The 19267-nt window shown below is 71.3% G+C and carries 21 protein-coding genes; 12 read left to right on the forward strand and 9 right to left on the reverse strand.

The genetic code is table 11. The annotated features are described in order from the left end of the window. Positions 1–23: 23 nt before the first annotated feature. The 4 genes from FHS13_RS09730 to FHS13_RS09745 all read right to left on the reverse strand — a co-directional run bounded on the left by FHS13_RS09730 (position 24) and on the right by FHS13_RS09745 (position 4461). Entirely contained in the window at positions 24–2399 is a 2376-nt protein-coding gene (locus FHS13_RS09730) for an ATP-binding cassette domain-containing protein (protein ID WP_184290641.1), read from the reverse strand. Between the two features lie 68 nt (positions 2400–2467). Then, positions 2468–2878 (reverse strand): VOC family protein, encoded by a 411-nt coding sequence (locus FHS13_RS09735; protein WP_184290643.1) that lies wholly within the window; start codon positions 2876–2878, stop codon positions 2468–2470. A gap of 5 nt (positions 2879–2883) precedes the next feature. Next, positions 2884–3333, reverse strand: a complete 450-nt coding sequence (locus FHS13_RS09740) for a helix-turn-helix domain-containing protein (protein ID WP_184290645.1) — start codon at positions 3331–3333, stop codon at positions 2884–2886. A gap of 120 nt (positions 3334–3453) precedes the next feature. Next, complete coding sequence (locus tag FHS13_RS09745) at positions 3454–4461, reverse strand: NAD(P)/FAD-dependent oxidoreductase (protein ID WP_246405022.1); 1008 nt, start codon at positions 4459–4461, stop codon at positions 3454–3456. 80 nt (positions 4462–4541) lie between these two features. Between FHS13_RS09745 and FHS13_RS09750 the strand changes: the two genes are divergently transcribed. The 5 genes from FHS13_RS09750 to FHS13_RS09770 all read left to right on the forward strand — a co-directional run bounded on the left by FHS13_RS09750 (position 4542) and on the right by FHS13_RS09770 (position 9740). Continuing rightward, a complete protein-coding gene (locus FHS13_RS09750) occupies positions 4542–5144 on the forward strand; it encodes a helix-turn-helix domain-containing protein (protein ID WP_184290647.1) in 603 nt (200 codons plus the stop codon). 110 nt (positions 5145–5254) lie between these two features. Continuing rightward, on the forward strand, positions 5255–6187 hold the full coding sequence (locus FHS13_RS09755) for an MBL fold metallo-hydrolase (protein WP_184290649.1): 933 nt from the start codon (positions 5255–5257) through the stop codon (positions 6185–6187). Next, positions 6184–7350 carry an alpha-hydroxy-acid oxidizing protein gene (locus tag FHS13_RS09760; RefSeq protein WP_184290651.1) on the forward strand — a complete coding sequence of 389 codons (1167 nt, stop codon included), beginning with the start codon at positions 6184–6186 and terminating at the stop codon, positions 7348–7350. The genes FHS13_RS09755 and FHS13_RS09760 overlap by 4 nt, the downstream gene beginning before the upstream one ends. A 19-nt stretch (positions 7351–7369) precedes the next feature. Continuing rightward, positions 7370–8299, forward strand: coding sequence for a ribonuclease Z (locus FHS13_RS09765; RefSeq protein WP_184290984.1), 930 nt, complete (start codon positions 7370–7372; stop codon positions 8297–8299). A gap of 412 nt (positions 8300–8711) precedes the next feature. Next, the gene (locus tag FHS13_RS09770) at positions 8712–9740 is read left to right on the forward strand and encodes an aminotransferase class V-fold PLP-dependent enzyme (protein ID WP_343064969.1); all 1029 of its coding nucleotides are present in this window, start codon (positions 8712–8714) and stop codon (positions 9738–9740) included. A gap of 62 nt (positions 9741–9802) precedes the next feature. Here the strand turns inward: FHS13_RS09770 and FHS13_RS09775 are convergent, their stop codons facing one another. Further along, positions 9803–10225 carry a TIGR03618 family F420-dependent PPOX class oxidoreductase gene (locus tag FHS13_RS09775; RefSeq protein WP_184290653.1) on the reverse strand — a complete coding sequence of 141 codons (423 nt, stop codon included), beginning with the start codon at positions 10223–10225 and terminating at the stop codon, positions 9803–9805. Between the two features lie 150 nt (positions 10226–10375). Here FHS13_RS09775 and FHS13_RS09780 point away from each other — a divergent pair, with 150 nt between their 5' ends. Beyond that, on the forward strand, positions 10376–11047 hold the full coding sequence (locus FHS13_RS09780) for an enoyl-CoA hydratase-related protein (protein WP_184290655.1): 672 nt from the start codon (positions 10376–10378) through the stop codon (positions 11045–11047). 166 nt (positions 11048–11213) lie between these two features. Further along, entirely contained in the window at positions 11214–12191 is a 978-nt protein-coding gene (locus FHS13_RS09785) for an aldo/keto reductase (protein ID WP_184290658.1), read from the forward strand. A gap of 91 nt (positions 12192–12282) precedes the next feature. Here FHS13_RS09785 and FHS13_RS09790 read toward each other — a convergent pair whose 3' ends face one another. Next, positions 12283–13275 carry a DUF2332 family protein gene (locus tag FHS13_RS09790; RefSeq protein ID WP_184290660.1) on the reverse strand — a complete coding sequence of 331 codons (993 nt, stop codon included), beginning with the start codon at positions 13273–13275 and terminating at the stop codon, positions 12283–12285. 271 nt (positions 13276–13546) lie between these two features. On the opposite strand from FHS13_RS09790, the gene FHS13_RS09795 reads away from it, so the two are divergent. Then, complete coding sequence (locus FHS13_RS09795) at positions 13547–14236, forward strand: ABC transporter ATP-binding protein (RefSeq protein WP_184290663.1); 690 nt, start codon at positions 13547–13549, stop codon at positions 14234–14236. 29 nt (positions 14237–14265) lie between these two features. Continuing rightward, a complete protein-coding gene (gene soxR / locus FHS13_RS09800; protein ID WP_343064970.1) occupies positions 14266–14736 on the forward strand; it encodes a redox-sensitive transcriptional activator SoxR in 471 nt (156 codons plus the stop codon). Positions 14737–14800: 64 nt separating this feature from the next. Here soxR and rnhA read toward each other — a convergent pair whose 3' ends face one another. Continuing rightward, a complete protein-coding gene (gene rnhA / locus FHS13_RS09805; protein ID WP_184290667.1) occupies positions 14801–15271 on the reverse strand; it encodes a ribonuclease HI in 471 nt (156 codons plus the stop codon). Positions 15272–15498: 227 nt separating this feature from the next. Between rnhA and FHS13_RS09810 the strand changes: the two genes are divergently transcribed. Further along, positions 15499–15873 carry a VOC family protein gene (locus FHS13_RS09810; protein ID WP_184290668.1) on the forward strand — a complete coding sequence of 125 codons (375 nt, stop codon included), beginning with the start codon at positions 15499–15501 and terminating at the stop codon, positions 15871–15873. Between the two features lie 49 nt (positions 15874–15922). Here the strand turns inward: FHS13_RS09810 and def are convergent, their stop codons facing one another. Together def and FHS13_RS09820 are read right to left on the reverse strand one after the other, a co-directional pair. Next, positions 15923–16582, reverse strand: coding sequence for a peptide deformylase (gene def / locus FHS13_RS09815; RefSeq protein ID WP_184290669.1), 660 nt, complete (start codon positions 16580–16582; stop codon positions 15923–15925). Positions 16583–16674: 92 nt separating this feature from the next. Further along, positions 16675–17118, reverse strand: coding sequence for an SMI1/KNR4 family protein (locus FHS13_RS09820; RefSeq protein WP_184290988.1), 444 nt, complete (start codon positions 17116–17118; stop codon positions 16675–16677). Between the two features lie 194 nt (positions 17119–17312). On the opposite strand from FHS13_RS09820, the gene FHS13_RS09825 reads away from it, so the two are divergent. Beyond that, on the forward strand, positions 17313–18587 hold the full coding sequence (locus FHS13_RS09825; RefSeq protein WP_184290671.1) for a sensor histidine kinase: 1275 nt from the start codon (positions 17313–17315) through the stop codon (positions 18585–18587). Continuing rightward, positions 18539–19189 carry a LuxR C-terminal-related transcriptional regulator gene (locus tag FHS13_RS09830; RefSeq protein WP_184290672.1) on the forward strand — a complete coding sequence of 217 codons (651 nt, stop codon included), beginning with the start codon at positions 18539–18541 and terminating at the stop codon, positions 19187–19189. The genes FHS13_RS09825 and FHS13_RS09830 overlap by 49 nt, the downstream gene beginning before the upstream one ends. The last annotated feature ends 78 nt before the right edge of the window (positions 19190–19267 follow it).

Consider the following 19267-nt stretch of genomic DNA (forward strand, 5'->3'; position numbering starts at 1 on the left):
CCGACCGACGGGCCCCGGCCCGCTCACCCGCCCGCGTAGGCCGCCAGGTGCTCGCCGGTGAGGGTGGAGCGGGAGGCCGCCAGGGCGGCGGGCGTGCCCTCGAACACGACACGGCCGCCGTCCTGCCCCGCACCGGGACCCAGGTCGACGATCCAGTCGGCATGGGCCATGACCGCCTGATGGTGCTCCACGACGATCACCGACGTCCCCGAGTCCACGAGCCGGTCCAGCAGCTCCAGCAGCCGGCCGACATCGGCCAGGTGCAGGCCCGCGGTCGGCTCGTCCAACACGTAGAGGCCGCCCTTGTCGGCCATGCGGGCCGCCAGCTTGAGCCGCTGGCGCTCACCGCCCGAGAGCGTGGTGAGCGGCTGCCCCAGCGCCAGGTAACCCAGCCCCACGTCGGAGAGGCGGCTCAGGATCCGCTGCGCGGCCGGCAGGCGCGCCTGGTCGGAGCCGAAGAACTCCTCGGCCTCGGACACCGCCATCGCCAGCACCTCGCCGATGTCGCGGCCGCCGAAGGTGTACTCCAGCACCGACGCCTGGAACCGCCGCCCCTCGCACTCCTCGCAGACGGTGGCGGCGCCGGCCATCATCGCCAGGTCCGTGTAGAGCACCCCCGCACCGCCGCAGGCAGGGCATGCCCCCTCGGAGTTGGCGCTGAACAGCGCCGGCTTCACCCCGTTGGCCTTCGCGAACGCCTTGCGGATCGGGTCGAGCAGCCCCGTGTAGGTCGCCGGGTTGCTGCGCCGCGAACCGCGGATCGCATTCTGGTCGACCAGCACCGCTCCGGCCTCGGCGGGCATCGACCCGTGCACGAGCGAGCTCTTGCCCGAGCCGGCCACCCCTGTGACGGCGACGAGCACCCCCAGCGGGATGTCGACGTCGACGCCGCGCAGATTGTGAGCGTCGGCTCCGCGGATCCGCAGGACGCCGGTGGGCGTGCGCACCTTCTCCTTCAGCGGCGTCCGGTCCTGGAGGTGGCGGCCGGTGAGGGTGCCCGACGAGCGCAGTCCCTCAGGGGTGCCCTCGTAGCAGACCCTGCCCCCCGCCGTTCCGGCTCCGGGCCCCAGGTCCACGACGTGGTCGGCGATGGCGATCGTCTCCGGCTCGTGCTCCACCACCAGTACCGTGTTGCCCTTGTCGCGCAGCCGCAGCAGCAGATCGTTCATCTTCTGCACGTCGTGGGGGTGCAGGCCGACAGTGGGCTCGTCGAAGACGTAGGTGACATCGGTGAGCGCCGAACCCAGGTGGCGCACCATCTTGGTGCGCTGGGCCTCACCTCCCGAGAGGGTGCCCGAGGACCGGTCGAGGCTGAGGTATCCCAGCCCGATCTCCACGAACGAGTCCAGGGTCTCCCCCAGCGCCTCCAGCAGCGGGGCCACCGACGGCTCGTCCAGGGCGCGCACCCACACGGCCAGGTCCCTGACCTCCATCGCGCAGGCGTCGGCGATGGAGATCCCCCCGATCTTGGCGGACCGGGCCCTCTCGCTGAGCCGGGTGCCATCGCACTCCGGGCAGTCGGTGAACGTCACCGCGCGCTCCACGAACGCCCGGATGTGCGGCTGCATCGCCTCCTTGTCCTTGGACAGGAACGACTTGCGGATCTTCGGAAGCAACCCCTCGTAGGTGAGGTTGACGCCTTCAACCTTCACCTTGGTGGGTTCGCGGTGCAGGAAGTCCTCCATCTCCTGCTCCGTGTACTCACGGATCGGCTTGTGCGGGTCCAGAAAACCCGACTCCGCGTAGACCCGCACCGTCCAGAAGTTGTCCGACTTCCAGCCGGGAATCGTGAACGCACCCTCGGCGATCGACAGGGAGTCGTCGTAGAGCTGGGACAGATCGATGTCGGACACCGATCCCCGCCCCTCGCAGTGCACACACATCCCGCCCACGCGCTGGAAGGTCTGCTTCACCGCCTTGCGGGCACCGCGCTCGACCTTGATCGCACCGCTGGCCCGCACCGAGGCGGTGTTGAACGAGAACGCGCTCGGCGGACCCGCGTACGGACGCCCCAGGCGGCTGAAGAGAATGCGCAGCAGCGCGTGGGCGTCGGTGACCGTACCCACGGTGGAACGCGGATCGGCACCCAGCCGCTGCTGGTCGACGATGATCGCGTTCGTCAACCCCTGGAGCACGTCGACGTCGGGGCGCGCCACGTTCGGCATGAAACCCTGCACGAACGCGCTGTAGGTCTCGTTGATCATCCGCTGCGACTCAGCGGCGATCGTGTCGAACACCAGCGAGCTCTTGCCCGAGCCGGACACGCCGGTGAACACCGTCAGCCGCCGCTTGGGAATCTCGACGTCGACGCTCCGGAGATTGTTCTCCCGGGCACCGTGTACGCGGATCATGTCGTGGCCGTCAGCGGGGTGCATGCTCTCTCCCATGGTCCTACCCATCGACTCCTCCTCCGCCGACGGCGCCAACGGCTCCGCCGGACCTCTCCTGGACCGCGACACCCGGCCCTTCAGCGCCGCTCCTGGATCCGGACCAGGTTGCCCGCTGGATCGCGAAAGGCGCAGTCGCGGACACCGTAGGGCTGATCGGTCGGCTCCTGGACGACCTCCGCACCGGCGGCCTGCACCCGGTCGAAGACACCCTCCAGATCGGAGGTGGCCGGCAGGACCGCGGCACAGGTGCCCTTGGCCATCATCTCGGTGATGACCCGGCGCTCCTCCTCGGTGACACCGGGGTCGGCGGCCGGCGGCGACAGGACCAGGGACATGCCGGGCTCGCCGACCGGACCGACCGTGATCCAGCGCATCCCCCCGTATCCCACGTCCTTGCGGACCTCGAAACCGAGGATGTCGCGATAGAAGGCCAGGGCCGCATCCGGGTCGTCGTGCGGCAGGAAACTCGCTTCAACGGTGATGTCCATGGCACTCACGCCAACTGCGGCTCGCGGGCCGCCGCTTCTCGATTCCTGACCGGTCGTGTCACCTGCTTGGCCACGCATGCCGGCATCCCCGCCGCCTCCTGCGCCGCCAGGCGCCGGTAGAGGCTGGGCGCCATGCCGACCAGCTCCGTGAAACGGGTGCTGAAGGTACCCAGGGACGAGCAGCCGACGGCGAAGCAGACCTCGGTGACCCCCAGGTCGCCGCGGCGCAGCAGCGCCATCGCGCGCTCGATGCGCCGCGTCATCAGGAAGGAGTAGGGCGACTCGCCGTAGGCCAGGCGGAACCGGCGGCTCAGGTGCCCGGCCGACATGTTGACACCCCGGGCCAGCTCCTCCACGTCCAGGGGCCGCGCGTACTCCCGGTCGATCCGGTCGCGGACGCGGCGCAGCAGCGCCAGGTCGCGCAGGCGCTGCGCCTCAGCGGTTCTGTTGCTCACCTCCACGATCGTGCCAGGCGCCGCCGACATTTCCCGGCTCCGCACCCGGCACGGAGTGGCCCGGCCCCTCCCCGGCAGGGGAGGGGCCGGGCCACCGACTCGGACGAGCACGCCCGCCGGTCACCGGCCCGAGAGGACACCTCCGTCCGCGGTCCGCTCCCGGGTCCGGTGCGCCGCCACGGCCCGGCGGACCTCCTCGGCCACCAGGTCCGCGTTGATCCCGGCGGCCGCCGCGGCACCCGCAGCAGCGGCCGCCCCCACCTGCATCAGAGGATCGGCGACGTTGCCCGCCACCCACACCCCCGCCGCGCCGCTGCGGCCCGCGGTATCGGAGGGAAGGTGCTCGCCGACCCCCGACGGATGCTCCACCGCACCGAGCCCGAGTCCGGCGAGGAAGCCGGCACGTACCCGCGCCCGCGGAGCCACCGCCACCACCTGGCGCTCCACCACCGACCCGTCGGCCGTCCTCACCCCCGCGAGGCGCTCCCCCTCGGTCTCCAGCGCCACCACCTCTCCGGGAACCACGCCGATGCCTGTGGCGGCCAGCTGCTCGGCCTCCTCCGCCGACAGCTCCGCGGTGTGGGAGAAGAGCACCACATCGCGGCTCCACTGGCGGAACAGCAGTGCCTGGTGCACCGACATCGGCCCCGTGGCGAGCACACCCACGGCCCGGTCGCGCACCTCCCACCCGTGGCAGTAGGGGCAGTGCACCACCTCCCGCCCCCACCGCTCCCGCAGCCCCTCGACCTCGGGGAGCTCGTCGACCAGACCGGTGGCCACCAGCAGGCGGCGCCCGCGTACCCGCCGACCCTCCGACAGTGCCACCGCGAACGCTTCGCCGTCCCGGACCACGGCGTCGACCTCACCGGACACCACCTGCCCGCCGTGGCTGCGCACCTCCGCCCGGCCGCGCTCCACCAGCTCGGCCGGAGAGATCCCCTCCCGGCCCAGCAGCCCGTGCACACCCTCGGCCGGGGCGTTGCGCGGCCGACCCGCGTCGACCACCAGCACCGACCTCCGCGCCCGGGCCAGCGTCAGGGCCCCGCTCAGCCCGGCGGCGCCACCGCCGACCACCACCACGTCGTATTCCTGCATCACGCCGTCTTCCTGTTCCAGCTGCGCGGTCATCACGACCGCCTCCACGAACACCCTCCAACCCCGCCCACCAGACCCGCAAACTTCTTTGCCGACATGGCAAAATCCACGGTATGGAAGACGATCTCGACCGCACACTGGGCACGGTCGGCCCGCGCCTGCGCGCACTGCGCCGACAGAACGAAACCACCCTGGCCGAACTGTCCGCGGCGACCGGCATCTCGGTGAGCACCCTGTCCCGACTGGAGTCCGGAACCCGACGGCCCACCCTCGAACTGCTGCTCCCCCTGGCCCGCGCCCACGGCGTCACCCTCGACGAACTCGTCGACGCCCCGCCCACCGGCGACCCGCGCATCCACCTGCGCCCCGTCACCCGCCACGGCATGACCATGCTGCCCCTGACCCGCCGCCCCGGCGGCATCCAGGCCTACAAACTCGTCATCCCGCCCGAGAACCCCCCGGCAGAACCCGTACTGCAGACCCACGAGGGCTACGAATGGGCCTACGTCCTCAACGGACGCCTGCGCGTCCTCCTGGGGGAACACGACCTGGTCCTGTCCCCCGGCGAAGCAGCCGAGTTCGACACCCGCCTGCCCCACTGGTTCGGCCCCGCCGACGACGAACCCGTCGAGATCCTCAGCCTCTTCGGAAAACAAGGCGAACGGGCCCACCTGCGCGCCCGCCCCCGCCCCGGCGGCGCACCGGCCGGCCCCTGACCTCCCGGGCGGGGCCCGCGGAGGCGGCCCCCGCCCTTGACAGCCTCCGCCCCCTTCCTGGAAGCTGCGCACACCTCCCCCACGCCCACCAGCCAAGGAAGGCGCCGGCCATGCCCTCGCCCCTGAGCCACGCCGCCGACCTGGCGCGCCACCTCGCCCACCGCCGCGCCCGCGACCGCGACAACGCCCAGGCCCTGACCGAACTGCTCCACCGCCCCCTGCCCCTGGCACCCGGCCTGGACCTGCAATGGCTGGGCACCGCCGGCTACCGCCTCACCCACCAGGGCCACACCCTGCTCATCGACCCCTACTGGAGCCGCGCCCCGCTCTCCTCACTGCTCCTGCGCACCCCCGCCCTGCCCGACCCCTCCCTCATCGACCGCTACCTGCCCGACCCCGGCACCGTGGTCGGCGTCCTGGTCGGCCACGGCCACTTCGACCACGCCCTGGACGCCCCCGCCCTGGCCCGCCGCTTCGGCTGCCCCGTCCACGGCTCCACCTCCGTGGCCCGCCTCATGGCCCTGCACGGCCTGGCCCACAGAGCCGTCACCGTCCAACCCCACCACCCCTACGAACTCGGACCCTTCACCGTCACCTTCGTCCCCAGCCGCCACTCACGCATCCCGCTGGGCACCAAGGTCCCCTGGCCCGGCGACACCGACTGCACCCGCCTGGGCCAACTCGCCCCCCAGCGCTACGGCTGCGGCCAGACCTGGGGCATCCACATCGACATCGACGGCTACACCCTCTACCACCAGGGCAGCGCCGACCTCGTCGACGACCAGATCCGCCACCGCGACGTCGACCTCTTCCTCGCCGGCATCGCAGGCCGCTCGGTCACCCCCCGCTACTGGCAGCGCATCCTGCCCCTCCTGCGCCCCAAAGCCCTCGTCCCCTGCCACTACGACGACTTCCTGCGCCCCCTCCACGCCCCCCTGCGCTTCACCGTCGACGTACGCCTGTCCGACCTCCAGGACGAGATCGCCGCCGTCGACCCCGACATCGCCCTGGCCGCCCTGCCCGCCCCGAAAGGCACCCCATGAGCCCCTCCCCCGGCGACTACCAGCTCGAGATCTACCTCAACGGCCTCACCGGCACCGTCCCCGACCTGCCCATGGCCTTCGACGAACTCGCCGAACGCGCCCGCCAGGCCATGCCGCCCTGGTTGTGGTCCTACGTCGCCGGCGGCGCGGGAGACGAACACACCCAGGACGCCAACACCCGCGCCTTCCGGCGCTGGGGCCTGTACCCGCGCATGTTCGTCGGCGCCACCCAGCGCGACCTGTCCGTCGACCTGTGCGGCATCCACCTGCCCACACCCCTGCTCATGGCCCCCGTCGGTGTCATCGGCCTGTGCTCCCAGGACCGGCACGGCGACATCGCCACCGCCCGCGCCGCAGCCGCCACCGGCGTCCCCATGATCGCCTCCACCCTCTCCCAGGACCCCCTCGAAGACGTCATCTCCCACACCGGCGACACCCCCGCCCTCTTCCAGCTCTACACACCCACCGACCGCGACCTGGCCGCCAGCCTCCTCCACCGCGCCGAACAAGCCGGATGCAAGGCCGTCGTCGTCACCCTCGACACCTGGATCACCGGCTGGCGCCCACGCGACCTGTCCACCGCCAACTTCCCCCAGCTGCGCGGACACTGCCTGGCCAACTACACCCACGACCCCGTCTTCCGCAGGATCGTCGGCCCCGACCCCTCCCCCGACCAGATCGTCGCCCACTGGGCAGGCCTCTTCGGCAACCCCCTGACCTGGGACGACCTTCCCTGGCTGCGCTCACTGACCTCGCTGCCGCTCATCGTCAAGGGCATCTGCCACCCCGACGACGCCCGCCGTGCCGCCGACCACGGCGTCGACGCGATCTACGTCTCCAACCACGGCGGACGCCAGGCCAACGGCGGCCTGCCCGCCCTGGACTGCCTGCCCGACATCGCCGCCGCCACCGACCTGCCCACCGTCTTCGACTCGGGCGTGCGCTCGGGCGCCGACATCGTCAAGGCCCTCGCTCTGGGCGCCGACGCCGTCGCCGTGGGCCGCCCCTACGCCTACGGGCTCTCCCTGGGCGGCACCGCCGGCGTCGTCCACGTCCTGCGCTCCCTGCTGGCCGAGGCCGACCTGCTGATGGCCGTCAACGGCTACCCCTCCCTGTCCGACCTGACCCCCCAGGCCCTCAAGGAGTGCGGCCCCTGGCACTGAACATGGCAGGATGCCACCCATGTCGGTACGCGAACTCGTCGCCCTGGGCACCTCCAGTGCCGTCCCCACCGCCAGACGCAACCACAACGGCTACTTCCTGCGCTGGGACGACCACGGCATCCTGTTCGACCCCGGCGAGGGCACCCAGCGCCAGATGCGCCTGGCCGGCCTGTCCGCCACCGACATCACCCGCATCTGCATCACCCACTTCCACGGCGACCACAGCCTGGGCCTGCCCGGGACCCTCCAGCGCATCGCCCGCGACAAGGTCCCCCACACGGTGCGCGCCGCCTACCCCGTCCAGGGCCAGAAGTACTGGCAGCGGCTGCGCCACGCCACCTCCTTCGTCGACACCGACGTCGTCGCACCCCAACCCGTGGGCGGACTGGGCTCGTGCCTGCTGGGCGAGGCGGACCTGCGCATCACCGCCCTGCCGCTGCGCCACTCCATCCCCTGCTACGGCTACCGCATCGCCGAACCCGACGGCTGGCGGATGCTGCCCGACCGGCTCGCCGCCCACGGCATCACCGGCCCCCTCGTCGGCCGCCTGCACAAGGAAGGCGAGGTCACCGCACCCGACGGCACCAGGGTGCACCTGTCCCAGTGCGCCCTGCCCCGCCCCGGCCAGGTGGTGGCACTGGTCATGGACACCGCCCCCTGCCCCGAGGCGGTCGAACTGGCGCGCGGCGCCGACCTGCTCGTGATCGAGTCCACCTACCTCGACGAGCACGCACACCTGGCCGACGCCTACGGCCACCTGACCGCCCGCCAGGCCGGACAGATCGCCGCCCGCGCCGGAGTACGCACCCTGGTGCTGACCCACATCTCCGAACGCTACGACGCCGCCGACGACGCCCGCTTCACCGCCCAGGCCGCCCAGGCCTTCGACGGCACCGTCGTACTGGCCCAGGACCTGGACCGCATCCCCGTGCCCCGCCGCAGGAGATAGGGCCGGCCCCGCACCCTCGCCCGAACGGTGCCGCCTCCGGCGACACCGCGAACACCCGAGCCACCGACCCCGGCACCGCGCAGATGCGCGACGGCGACCGGCTCACCCGGAAGAGCAGTGCCCTGGCTCCTCAGCGGCACCGGACGTGCCCAGACCGCCGGCCTCCTCGCCCGTGTCCTGGCTCCTCCGAACCACACCCGAAAAACCACCACGGCCCGCCATCGCCCGTGGCAGCATGACCCCCATAGACCCCCGCCGCCGCGCCCGAAGCACAGCCGCCGCCCCTCCCAGGATCCGGTCCGCACCGACCAGAGGCTGACCGTCCGCCCTGCCCTCGGTACAACTCCACACCCGCCATCGCCGAGCACCACCTCACCCGCGCCCCGGCCACCACCCGAACCGCAAGGACGCCGTGAAAAACATCCACCACCTGTGGCACATCGACACCACTTACCTCAACACCGCCTCCTACGGCATTCCGCCCATCCCCACCCGCCAAGCCCTGATCCGCACCACCAGCGACTGGAGCAGCGGCACCGCCGACCCCGCCGACTGGGAAGAGATCGTCGAACGCGCCCGCACCCGCATGGCCACCCTCGTCGACGCCCCCACCCACGACACCGCCCTGGGCACCGCCACCTCCCAGATCGTGGGCACCATCGCCGCCTCCCTGCCCGACCGCACCCGCGTCCTGGCACCCGAAGGCGAATACACCTCCCTGACCTTCCCCTGGCACGTCCAGGCCGACCGCGGCATCACCGTCACCACCGCACCCCTGAACCGGCTCGCCGACGCCGTCGGCCCCCGCACCGACGTCGTCGTCTTCAGCCCCGTGCAATCGGCCACCGGCGAACTCGCCCCCACCGCCGACATCGTCACCGCCGCCCGCACCCACGGCGCACTCGTGATCGCCGACGCCACCCAGGCCGCCGGATGGCTCCCCCTCCAGGCCACCGACTTCGACGCCCTCGTCGCCTCCGCCTACAAATGGATCATGGCCCCGCGCGGCCTGGCCTTCGCCTACCTGGCCCCCGCCCTGCGCGAACGCCTGCGCCCCGTACTCGCGGGCCCCGCAGCCACCGCCGACCCCGCCACCGCCTTCTACGCCGACGCCTTCACCCCTGCCTCCGACGCCCGCGCCTTCGACACCTCACCCAACTGGTCGGCCGCCACCGCGGCCTCCATCTCCACCGGAGTGCTCCTGGGAGTGGGCATCCAGACCGTCCACGCCCACAACACCGCCCTGGCCGACCACTTCCGCGCCCTGCTCCACCTGGAACCGGCCCACTCTGCCATCACCACCGTCGACATCCCCGACGCCCACCAGCGCCTGGCCCGCGCCGGCATCACCGCATCCCAGCGCGCAGGCCGCACCCGCCTGGCCTTCCACCTGTACAACACCGCCGCCGACGCCGAACTCGCCGCCAAGGCCCTGCGCTGAGGTCGTGCGCAAACCGTTCCCCCCAGGGCCGGTGCGCACCGGGACACCGGCACGGCCGACCCTCAGGACCGGCCGAGGCCGCCCTGCTCCGAGGTGCGGCCGGGCCGGCCCACGTTGCCCATGACCCGGGTGACGGCGATCTCCACGACCACCCGGTCCGGATTGGGCCGGGGCTCTCGGTAGCGCTGCGCGTAGCGGCGCACCGCCTCGGCCACCCTCTCGGGATCGTCGCTGACGGTCGCCGTACCCTCCACGGTCGACCAGCGCCCGCCCTCGACCTGGGACACCGACACCCGCACACCCGGATGCGCGGCGATGTTGCGGGCCTTGTAGCTGGAGGAGAAGGTGATGACACGCACCAGGCCGTGCTCTGCGTCATAGGTGGCGCCCACCGGAACCTGGTGGATGCTGCCGTCGGGCCGCGGCGAGGCCAGCATGCAGATCCGGTACTCGCTCCAGAAGTCGAGGAAGTCGTCGCTGTCCACCGCTGCCCCTTCCGGCTCGTCGCAACCGCACCAGTATCCCCGATCCCCTCCGCCCCGGACACGCGACCAGGGCGGGCGAGCATCCCGTAGTATGCTGCCGCCAAAAGTTACTGGCCAGTAAACAACGGTCCGCACACCCCGAGGAGACCCATGCCCACCCTCGACCGCCACGACGACGTCTTCGTTCTCGACCTCGGCAACGACGAGAACCGTTTCCACCCCACCTGGCTCACCACCGTCAACACCCTCCTGGACGAGGTCGAGGCGGCCCCCGGCGCCAAGGCCCTCGTCACCACCGCCACCGGCAAGTTCTTCTCCAACGGCCTGGACCTGGAATGGCTCATGGCCAACCCCGACCGGCGCACCGACTACGCCGCCGACGTCCACCGCCTCCTGGCCCGCACCCTGGCCCTGCCCCTGCCCACCGTCGCCGCCGTCCAGGGCCACGCCTTCGCCGCCGGCGCCATGCTCACCCTCGCCCACGACTTCCGCGTCATGCGCGCCGACCGCGGCTTCTGGTGCCTGCCTGAGGTCGACATCAACATCCCCTTCACCCCCGGCATGAGCGCCCTCATCCAGGCCCGCCTCACCCCCCAGACCGCCCACGAGGCCATGACCACCGGCCGCCGCTACGGCGGCACCGACGCCCACAGCGCCGGCATCGTCGACCGCGCCGTCCCCGAGGAGCAGGTGCGCCCCGCCGCCCTGGAGATCGCCCAGGCCCTCACCGCCAAGGCCGGCCCCACCCTGGGCGCCATCAAGACCCGCATGTACACCCCCGCCCTGGACACCCTCGCCGACAAGGACATCCCCTTCCTCTGACGGCCCGCACCGGCGGGGACGCGCACACACCCGCGCATCCCCGCCCCACGGGCACGACAGGCCCGCCACCATCGGAAGACCCAGGACGAAACCGGCCGCCTCCGCGGTCGCCCGCGGTCGGCCCCACCTCCGTGGGAGCGCTCCCGAGCTGCGTAGGATCACCCGCATGGAAACACGCGTACTCGGCCGCACCAACACAGACGTCAGCGCCATCGGCTTCGGCGCCTGGCAGATCGGCGCAGACTGGGGCCAGGTCGACCAGGACGACGCCCTGGCCGCCCTCCACGCCGCAGTCGAGGCCGGCACCACCTTCTTCGACACCGCCGACGTCTACGGCGACGGCCGCAGCGAACAACTCGTGGGCCAACTCCTGAAGGACCACCCCCACATCACCGTGGCCACCAAGATGGGCCGCCGCCTGGACCAGGACCCCGCCAACTACAACCCCGACAACTTCCGCGCCTGGAACGACCGCTCCCGCACCAACCTGGGCGTGGACACCCTCGACCTCGTCCAGCTCCACTGCCCGCCCAGCCAGGTCATCGCCGCCGACACCGTCTTCGACGACCTCGACCGCATGGTCGAGGAAGGCAGGATGCGCGCCTACGGAGTCTCGGTCGAAACCTGCGACCAGGCCCTGGCCGCCATCGCCCGCCCCGGCGTGGCCACCGTCCAGATCATCCTCAACGCCTTCCGCCACAAACCCCTCGAACGCGTCCTGCCCGCCGCCAAGGCCGCCGGAGTCGGCATCATCGCCCGCGTCCCCCTGGCCAGCGGCCTGCTCTCGGGCAAGTTCACCGCCCGCACCGCCTTTGCCGACGACGACCACCGCGCCTTCAACCGCACCGGCCAGGCCTTCGACCGCGGCGAGACCTTCTCCGGCCTGGACTACGACACCGGACTGGCCGCCGTCGAACGCCTGCGCCCCCTCGTCCCCCAAGGCACCACCATGGCCCAGTTCGCCCTGCGCTGGATCCTGGACCAGGACGGCGTCAGCACCGTGATCCCCGGCGCCCGCAACGCCGACCAGGCCCGCGCCAACGCCACCGCGGCCTCCCTGCCGCCGCTCCCCGCAACCGCACACACCGGGATCCGGGACGTCTACGACGAACTCGTCCGCCCCCACGTCCACCACCTCTGGTGAACCCCGCCGACCGGGGACAGGAGAGGGGCGGCGCCGCAGCGCCGCCCCTCTCCCGTCCCCGCACACAGGGGCACCGTCCGCCGCAGGTGCCCTACCTGCCTCCGGCCCAGTGCAGATACTGGCCGTGCGGACCGGCGAAACCCACCACACGCCCGTCCAACGACACCGTGAAGTCACCGTCGTCCCGAGGGCGGGCCCCCTCCTGATCGGGAAAGACCCGCCAACCCTCGTTGGAGATCCAGTGCCCCGGCAGCGCCCGCACCGCCCGGACGAACTCGTCACGCCCGGCCGCACCCACATAGGCCAGAGCGGCACTGTGGAACACCACCAGCGTGGCCCCCTCCGGCGCGCGCGCCGCCACCTGCTCCAGGCACTCCACCAGATCACCCGCCACCATGTGCGCCGGCTCGGCGGCGGCCACCCGCGCGGCCCTTCGCAACCGCTCGCGCCGCTCATCCTCGTGCGGCCCCGGCCAGATCAGCGACTCCAGCCACCGTACGTCCCGCTCGTCGCCCGCATCCAGCGGATGGAGATCCACCCCCGCCCGCCACACCACCTGCGGCACCCGCTCGGGCAGCGGCGCCCCGCCCGAGGTCGCACACTCCAGCACCACCGGCGAATCGGCGGGCCCCACCTCGTGGCGCCCGTCGAACACGTACCGGTAGCGGTCCGGGTACAGGCACAGTCCCGCCGATGCGCCCACCTCCAGCAACGCCAGCGGCCCCTCCACCATCCCCAGAACCGGCAGCAGCGTCGCACACCGGCGCACCTCGTTGGTCTGGGTCCAACGCTCCAGCACCACCGCGCGCACCCGCTTCCAATTCCCCAGCACGAACTCCCGGAAAGCCGGCCACTCCTGCACCGGCCCATCCAGGAACCGCACCGCACCCAACACAAGGTTGGGTTGGCGCTTGTTGCCCGCAGGCAGCTCCATCATCCGCGCCAGCACCTGGCCGTCCTCCGCCAGCGCCCGCGCGATACGCGCATAAGCAGGCGCATCCCCCTGCGCGTACTGGTCGGCGAAACGCCGCCACCACCGCGCCACCTCGTCCACACCGGCGCCGTCCTCGGCCACATGCTCCACCGCACAACCTCGTCTCACCCGAAGGGACGGGGCCGCAGCGACCCCTCCGAGATCTACCCCCTCCCTCTTCCCGACACCGTGAGACAACGGTCACCGCCCACGCGGGAGCGCCCGCCGCAGCCGGCGTTCCCGCGCCCCCGACCGCCATGTCCGCAGGGCCGTACACCCCACCCTTACGGCCATCCACCAGGACACGAGAAGACAATGAGAACTCTCACGCGACTACAGCAATCACAGGCTCCAGACCACCCACCACACGAACGGGACACCCGTGAGGCTCTCCAACCGCCATCAACTGCACACCACCCGCACCACCGGACCCGCCCACACCCCCCTCCTCGAACTCCGCGACATCTGCCTCACGCGCGCCCGCACCCCACTGCTCACCCACCTCGACCTCACCGTCCACGCCGGAGAACACATCACCCTCCTCACCCTCGAACCCGCCGCCGCCACCGCACTGACCGACCTCATCGCCGGGCGCACCACCCCCACCCACGGTCACATCACCACCCACACCACACCCCACATCCACACCCCCCGCACCGGCCCCACCCTCGCCCACGCCGTCACCGGCCGGTCTCACCCCGATCCCCACGACCCCCACCTGCAGGCGGCTCTGGACCACGCCCGCCTGCCGGCCCCCCACACCCCGCTCACCGACCTCATCCCCGCCCACACCCGCCGCCTCCACAGCGCCCGCACCCACCACGCCCACCACACCGACGCCCGCCTGCTCGTCCTGTCCCACCCCTCCGCAGACGAACACCTCACCACCACCCCCACCACCGGTCTGCTCCACCTCGACAGCCGCCCCACCCACACCCGCGACGCCGACCGCATCCTCCTGCTCCACCAAGGACGCATCACCGAGACCGGCACCCACCGCCAACTCCTCGTCCGCGGCGGCGCCTACGCCCGTCTCTACGCCCTCCACGGCGCCCACCGCACCCGCCCCTGACCCGCCCCGGCCGCCCTACAATGAAGCCCGTGCCGTCCACCGCCAAGGAACTCACCGTCGGCCAGGTCGCCCAACGCGCCGGCGTCTCGGTCTCGGCCCTGCACTTCTACGAGCGCCAAGGCCTCATACACAGCCGCCGTACCGCCGGCAACCAGCGCCGCTACCGCCGCGACACCCTGCGCAGGGTCTCCTTCATCCGCATCTCCCAGCGCGTGGGGATCCCCCTGGCCCGCATCCGCCAGGCCCTGGACCAGCTCCCCGACAACCGCACCCCCACCCGCGCGGACTGGAACGCGCTCTCCCGCCGCTGGCGCGACGAACTCGACGCCCGCATCGCCCAGCTCACCCGCCTGCGCGACGACCTCACCGGCTGCATCGGCTGCGGTTGCCTGTCCATGGACACCTGCGTGCTCTCCAACCCCGGGGACGAACTCGCCGCCACCGGCACCGGCCCCCGCCGCCTCATCGTGGAGACCCCGGCCCACGACGCCGCTCTCTGACCGGATCCGCACGCGCGCGAGGGGCGGCCGCCTGTGGCGACCGCCCCTCGCGCGTCCTTCTTCCCTACAGGCCCGCGGCCTCGTCCCGCCCCCGCCGGGCCAGTTCGTCGGCCCGCTCGTTGCCCTCGTCCCCGCTGTGGCCGCGTACCCACCGCCACTCCACGTCCAACCGCGAGGCCGCTTCCTCCAACCGCTGCCACAGGTCCACGTTCTTCACCGGCTTCTTGTCGGCGGTACGCCACCCTCGGCGCTTCCAGCCCGCCACCCACGACGTGATCCCGTTGCGCACATAGGAGGAGTCGGTGTGCACCAGTACCGGTACCGGCCGCGTCAGGCTCTCCAGCGCCCGGATCGCCGCCATCAGTTCCATCCGGTTGTTGGTGGTCTGCGCCTCACTCCCGTACAGCTCCTTCTCGTGCACTCCGTAGCGCAGCCACACACCCCACCCTCCCGGGCCCGGGTTACCGCTGCACGCCCCATCGGTGTAGACAACCACCCTCTGCTCCGGCACCGCGCCGGTCCCATCCCCGCTCATGCGGGGAAATCTACCGCCACCGGGGGTCACGAAAAGACCACACCGGCTCGATCCAGTGCCACAAGTAGAGCCACTGCACCCCACTGGAACCTCAAACCCTGCTAAAACGGACCCTCGGTCCCAGGAAAGGCCCCTTGCTCCCGTACCGGACCAACCACTCTTCCCCTGCTGCTCCCGACCACTCCGCCCCCGGTACAGTGGGGCGCCCCGACAACGGAAAGCAGCGCATGCCCCCCACCCTGGAACTGCACACCATCACCTTCGACTGCCACGACGCCCTGGCCCTGGGCACCTTCTGGTCCCGCGTCCTGGGCCACCCCCTCGCCGAGGACTCCGCAGAGGAAGCAGCCCTGCTCCGCCTTCCCCACCGCCCCTCCCTGCTCTTCCTGCGTGTCCCCGAGGGCAAGACCAGGAAGAACCGCCTCCACCTCGACCTGGCCGCACCTCCCGGATCCAACCGCGAGGCCGAGACCCGGCGAGTCCTGGCCCTGGGCGCACGCCTCCTGCAGGATCTGCGCAACCCCGACGGCACGGGCTGGGCCGTCCTGGCCGACCCCGAGGGCAACGAGTTCTGCGTCGTCCTGGCCGACCACGAACGCTGAGGGCACAAAAAAGGGGGGCCGGCCAACGGCCGGCCCCCTGCACCCGTCCTCAGGGCGCCAACTCCCGCTCCAGCTCCTGCGCCCGCACCTGCCGGCGCGCCAGGACGTTGTCGGCCATCTCGTTCATCTTCTTCAGCACCCGCTTGCGCTCGCGCGCCGAAAGACGGTCCACGTACAGCTTGCCCAACGTGTGGTCGGTCTCGTGCTGCAGGCACCGCGCGAAGTAGCCCGACCCGGTCAGCACCACCTCGTTGCCGTCCCGGTCCAGCCCCCGCACCGTCGCCGTCTCGGCCCGGCCCAGCTCCGCGTGCGGACCGGGCACCGACAGGCACCCCTCGCTCTCCACAGCCAGGGCCGTCTCGGGGTCACGCTCGTCCAGCACCGGGTTGACCACGTGCCCCACGTGCCGCACACCCTCGTCGTCGAGGCAGTCGTAGACGAACAGGCGGAGGTCCACCCCGACCTGGTTGCCCGCCAGCCCCACGCCCTCGGCCGCGTACATCGTCACGAACATGTCGTCGATCAGCCGGTGCAGCTCCTCGCCGCCCAGCATCTGCGCGGGCACGTCCTTGTTGCGCCGGTGCAGGACATCCTCGCCGCGCACGGTGATCCGCCGCACCGACCCCCGCGCCGCCTCCGGGGCGAACTCGGGAAAGTCCGCGACCTCACGGCCCTGGACGAGAACGGCTACCTGGGACTGCTCGGACATGGTCCTACTCTCAACGTGCTCGGGGAGAACAAGCGGCACCAACACCGCAACACCCGAAAAATAGCACGAAAAGGCAGGTCAACCACGCACAGTCAACGAAACCACGCATTGCCCTGAATCAGGCACCTGGCCAGATAGTCGCGCAACGACACCACCACCAGCCGCCGCCGGTCCGTCTCATGGTCCCACACCACGATCCCCGGACCGTAATCCGTGTGCACGTAGGCGAACTGCGGCCCCATGTCCGAATCCCCGAAGAAGATCATCTCGTCGAAAGGCGCATACAACTCCAGGTAATCCGGCTCGGCCCGCATCGCCAGATTGTCCTCGACCAGACGCCGCGCGTCCCACACCACCGCATCGCCGTACTCGTTGGTCACCCCGTCCGTCTCCAACAGCAGTGAAGCCAACTCGAAAGGCAGCGGAAGCATCAGATGCTTCTCCACCTCGGCAAGGACCACCTCGTCCACCGGATCGTTCAGCTCGGCCTCGGGATACATCTCCAGGATCAGTTCACGCCACACACCCCCGATCATCACAGGTCGTGGCAAGACACGGAAAATCGTCAGCGGCGAGTTGCGACAAAAACCCGAACGCCGCCCCGCCCGCAACCAGACACACCCCCATCACCCCACCAATCAACACGCAAAGCAACAAAAAAACTACACAAAGCAACAAAACCGGGGTGGCGCCATAATGGAAGGCCCACATCCACCCGCAGGAGACAGCCATGGCCACCGCACCCCACCACCGCACCGGCCGCCCCACCCCCACCACCCTGGCCTACCTCTTCCTGCTGCTCTCCCAGAACATCGCCGCCCTCCTCCTGCTCCCCCTCGTCATCGCCTCCGCCCTGCTCACCCTCGTCTGGATCGGCCTCCCCTTCGTCATCCTCACCGGCACCCTCCTGCGCACCCTCGCCAACAGCCAGCGCCGCACCCTCCCCCACCTGCCCCCCAGAACCCCCGTCCCCGCCGCCTACCGCCCCCTGCCCCCCACCGGCATCAACCGCCGCGCCCTCACGATCATCACCGACCCCGCCACCTGGAAAGACCTCCTCTGGCTCATCAGCGGAGCCCTCAACCTCCTCGTCGCCGCCATCCCCGCAGCCCTCCTCGCCCACGGCACCTACCAGGCCCTCTACGCCCTCGCCCTCATCCCCGACCCCTCCTTCTACGGCACCTACCAACCCACCGGACCAGCCGAACGCCTCATCCTCCTCGCCCCCGCAGCCCTGCTCATCCTCCTCGCCTACCTCCTCACCATCCCAGCCATCACCCTCTACACCACCTTCAACCGATTCCTCCTCCAGCCCACCGAAAAATCCCGCCTCACCGCACGCGTCGCCCACCTCGCCACCAGCCGCGCCAACACCATCGACACCCAGGCCTCCGAGATCCGCCGCATCGAACGCGACCTCCACGACGGCGCCCAAGCCCGCCTCGTCGCCCTCGGCATGAACCTGGGCATGGCCGAACAACTCATCGACCACGACCCCGACACCGCCCGCACCATGCTCGCCGAGGCCCGCGAGACCACCCGCCGCGCCCTCACCGAACTCCGCGACCTCGTCCGCGGCATCCACCCGCCCGTCCTCGTCGAACGCGGGCTCCACGGCGCGGTCCAGGCCCTCGCACTCACCCACCACCTCCCCATCACCGTCACCAGCACCCTCCCCGGCCGCCCTCCCGACCCTGTGGAATCGGCTGCCTACTTCGCCATCGCCGAACTCCTCACCAACACCGCCAAACACTCCGAGGCCACCCAGGCCTGGATCCGCATCAACCACGGACAGGAACGCCTCGTCATCACCGTCGCCGACAACGGCCGCGGCGGCGCCGACGCCGCTCCCGGCAGCGGCCTCACCGGCATCCGCAAACGCCTCGACACCTTCGATGGGACGATGAACATCACCAGCCCCACGAGCGGACCCACCATCGTCACACTGGAGATCCCATGCGCGTTGTCATCGCCGAAGACCTCGCCCTCCTCCGAGAAGGCCTGATTCGCCTGCTCCAGGCGCACGACTTCACCGTTGTCGCCGCACTCGACAACGGACCCGACCTCCAAACCGCCCTCACCCACCACAAACCCGACGTTGCCGTCGTGGACGTCCGCCTCCCGCCCACCTTCACCGACGAAGGCCTCCAAGCCGCCATCGCCGCCCGCACACAGATCCCCGGCCTGCCCATCCTCGTCCTGTCCCAGCACGTCGAACAGCTCTACGCCCGCGAGCTCCTCTCCGACGACACCGGCGGCGTCGGCTACCTCCTCAAGGACCGCGTCTTCGACATCGGCCAGTTCATCGAAGCCGTCCGCCGCGTCGCCGCCGGCGGAACCGCCATGGACCCCGCCGTCATCTCCCAGCTCCTCGCCCGCCAGGACCGGAGCGGCCCCCTCGCCCAACTCACCCCCCGCGAACGCGAGGTCCTCGCCGAGATGGCCGAGGGCCGCTCCAACTCCGCCATCGCCGGTCGCCTCTACATCACCGAAAAAGCCGTCAGCAAGCACATCAACAACATCTTCACCAAACTCAACCTCCCGCCCTCCTCCGACGACAGCCGCCGCGTTCTCGCCGTCCTGGCCTACCTCAACGGCAGCCAATAACCCCCGCAACAGAAAACCCGGGCCCGGCGCCTGCGCCGAACCCGGGAAAGCCCGCCCCAGGGCGGGTGTCCGCACGCC

The organism is Nocardiopsis algeriensis (assembly GCF_014203695.1).
GTDB classification, from domain to species: domain Bacteria; phylum Actinomycetota; class Actinomycetes; order Streptosporangiales; family Streptosporangiaceae; genus Nocardiopsis; species Nocardiopsis algeriensis.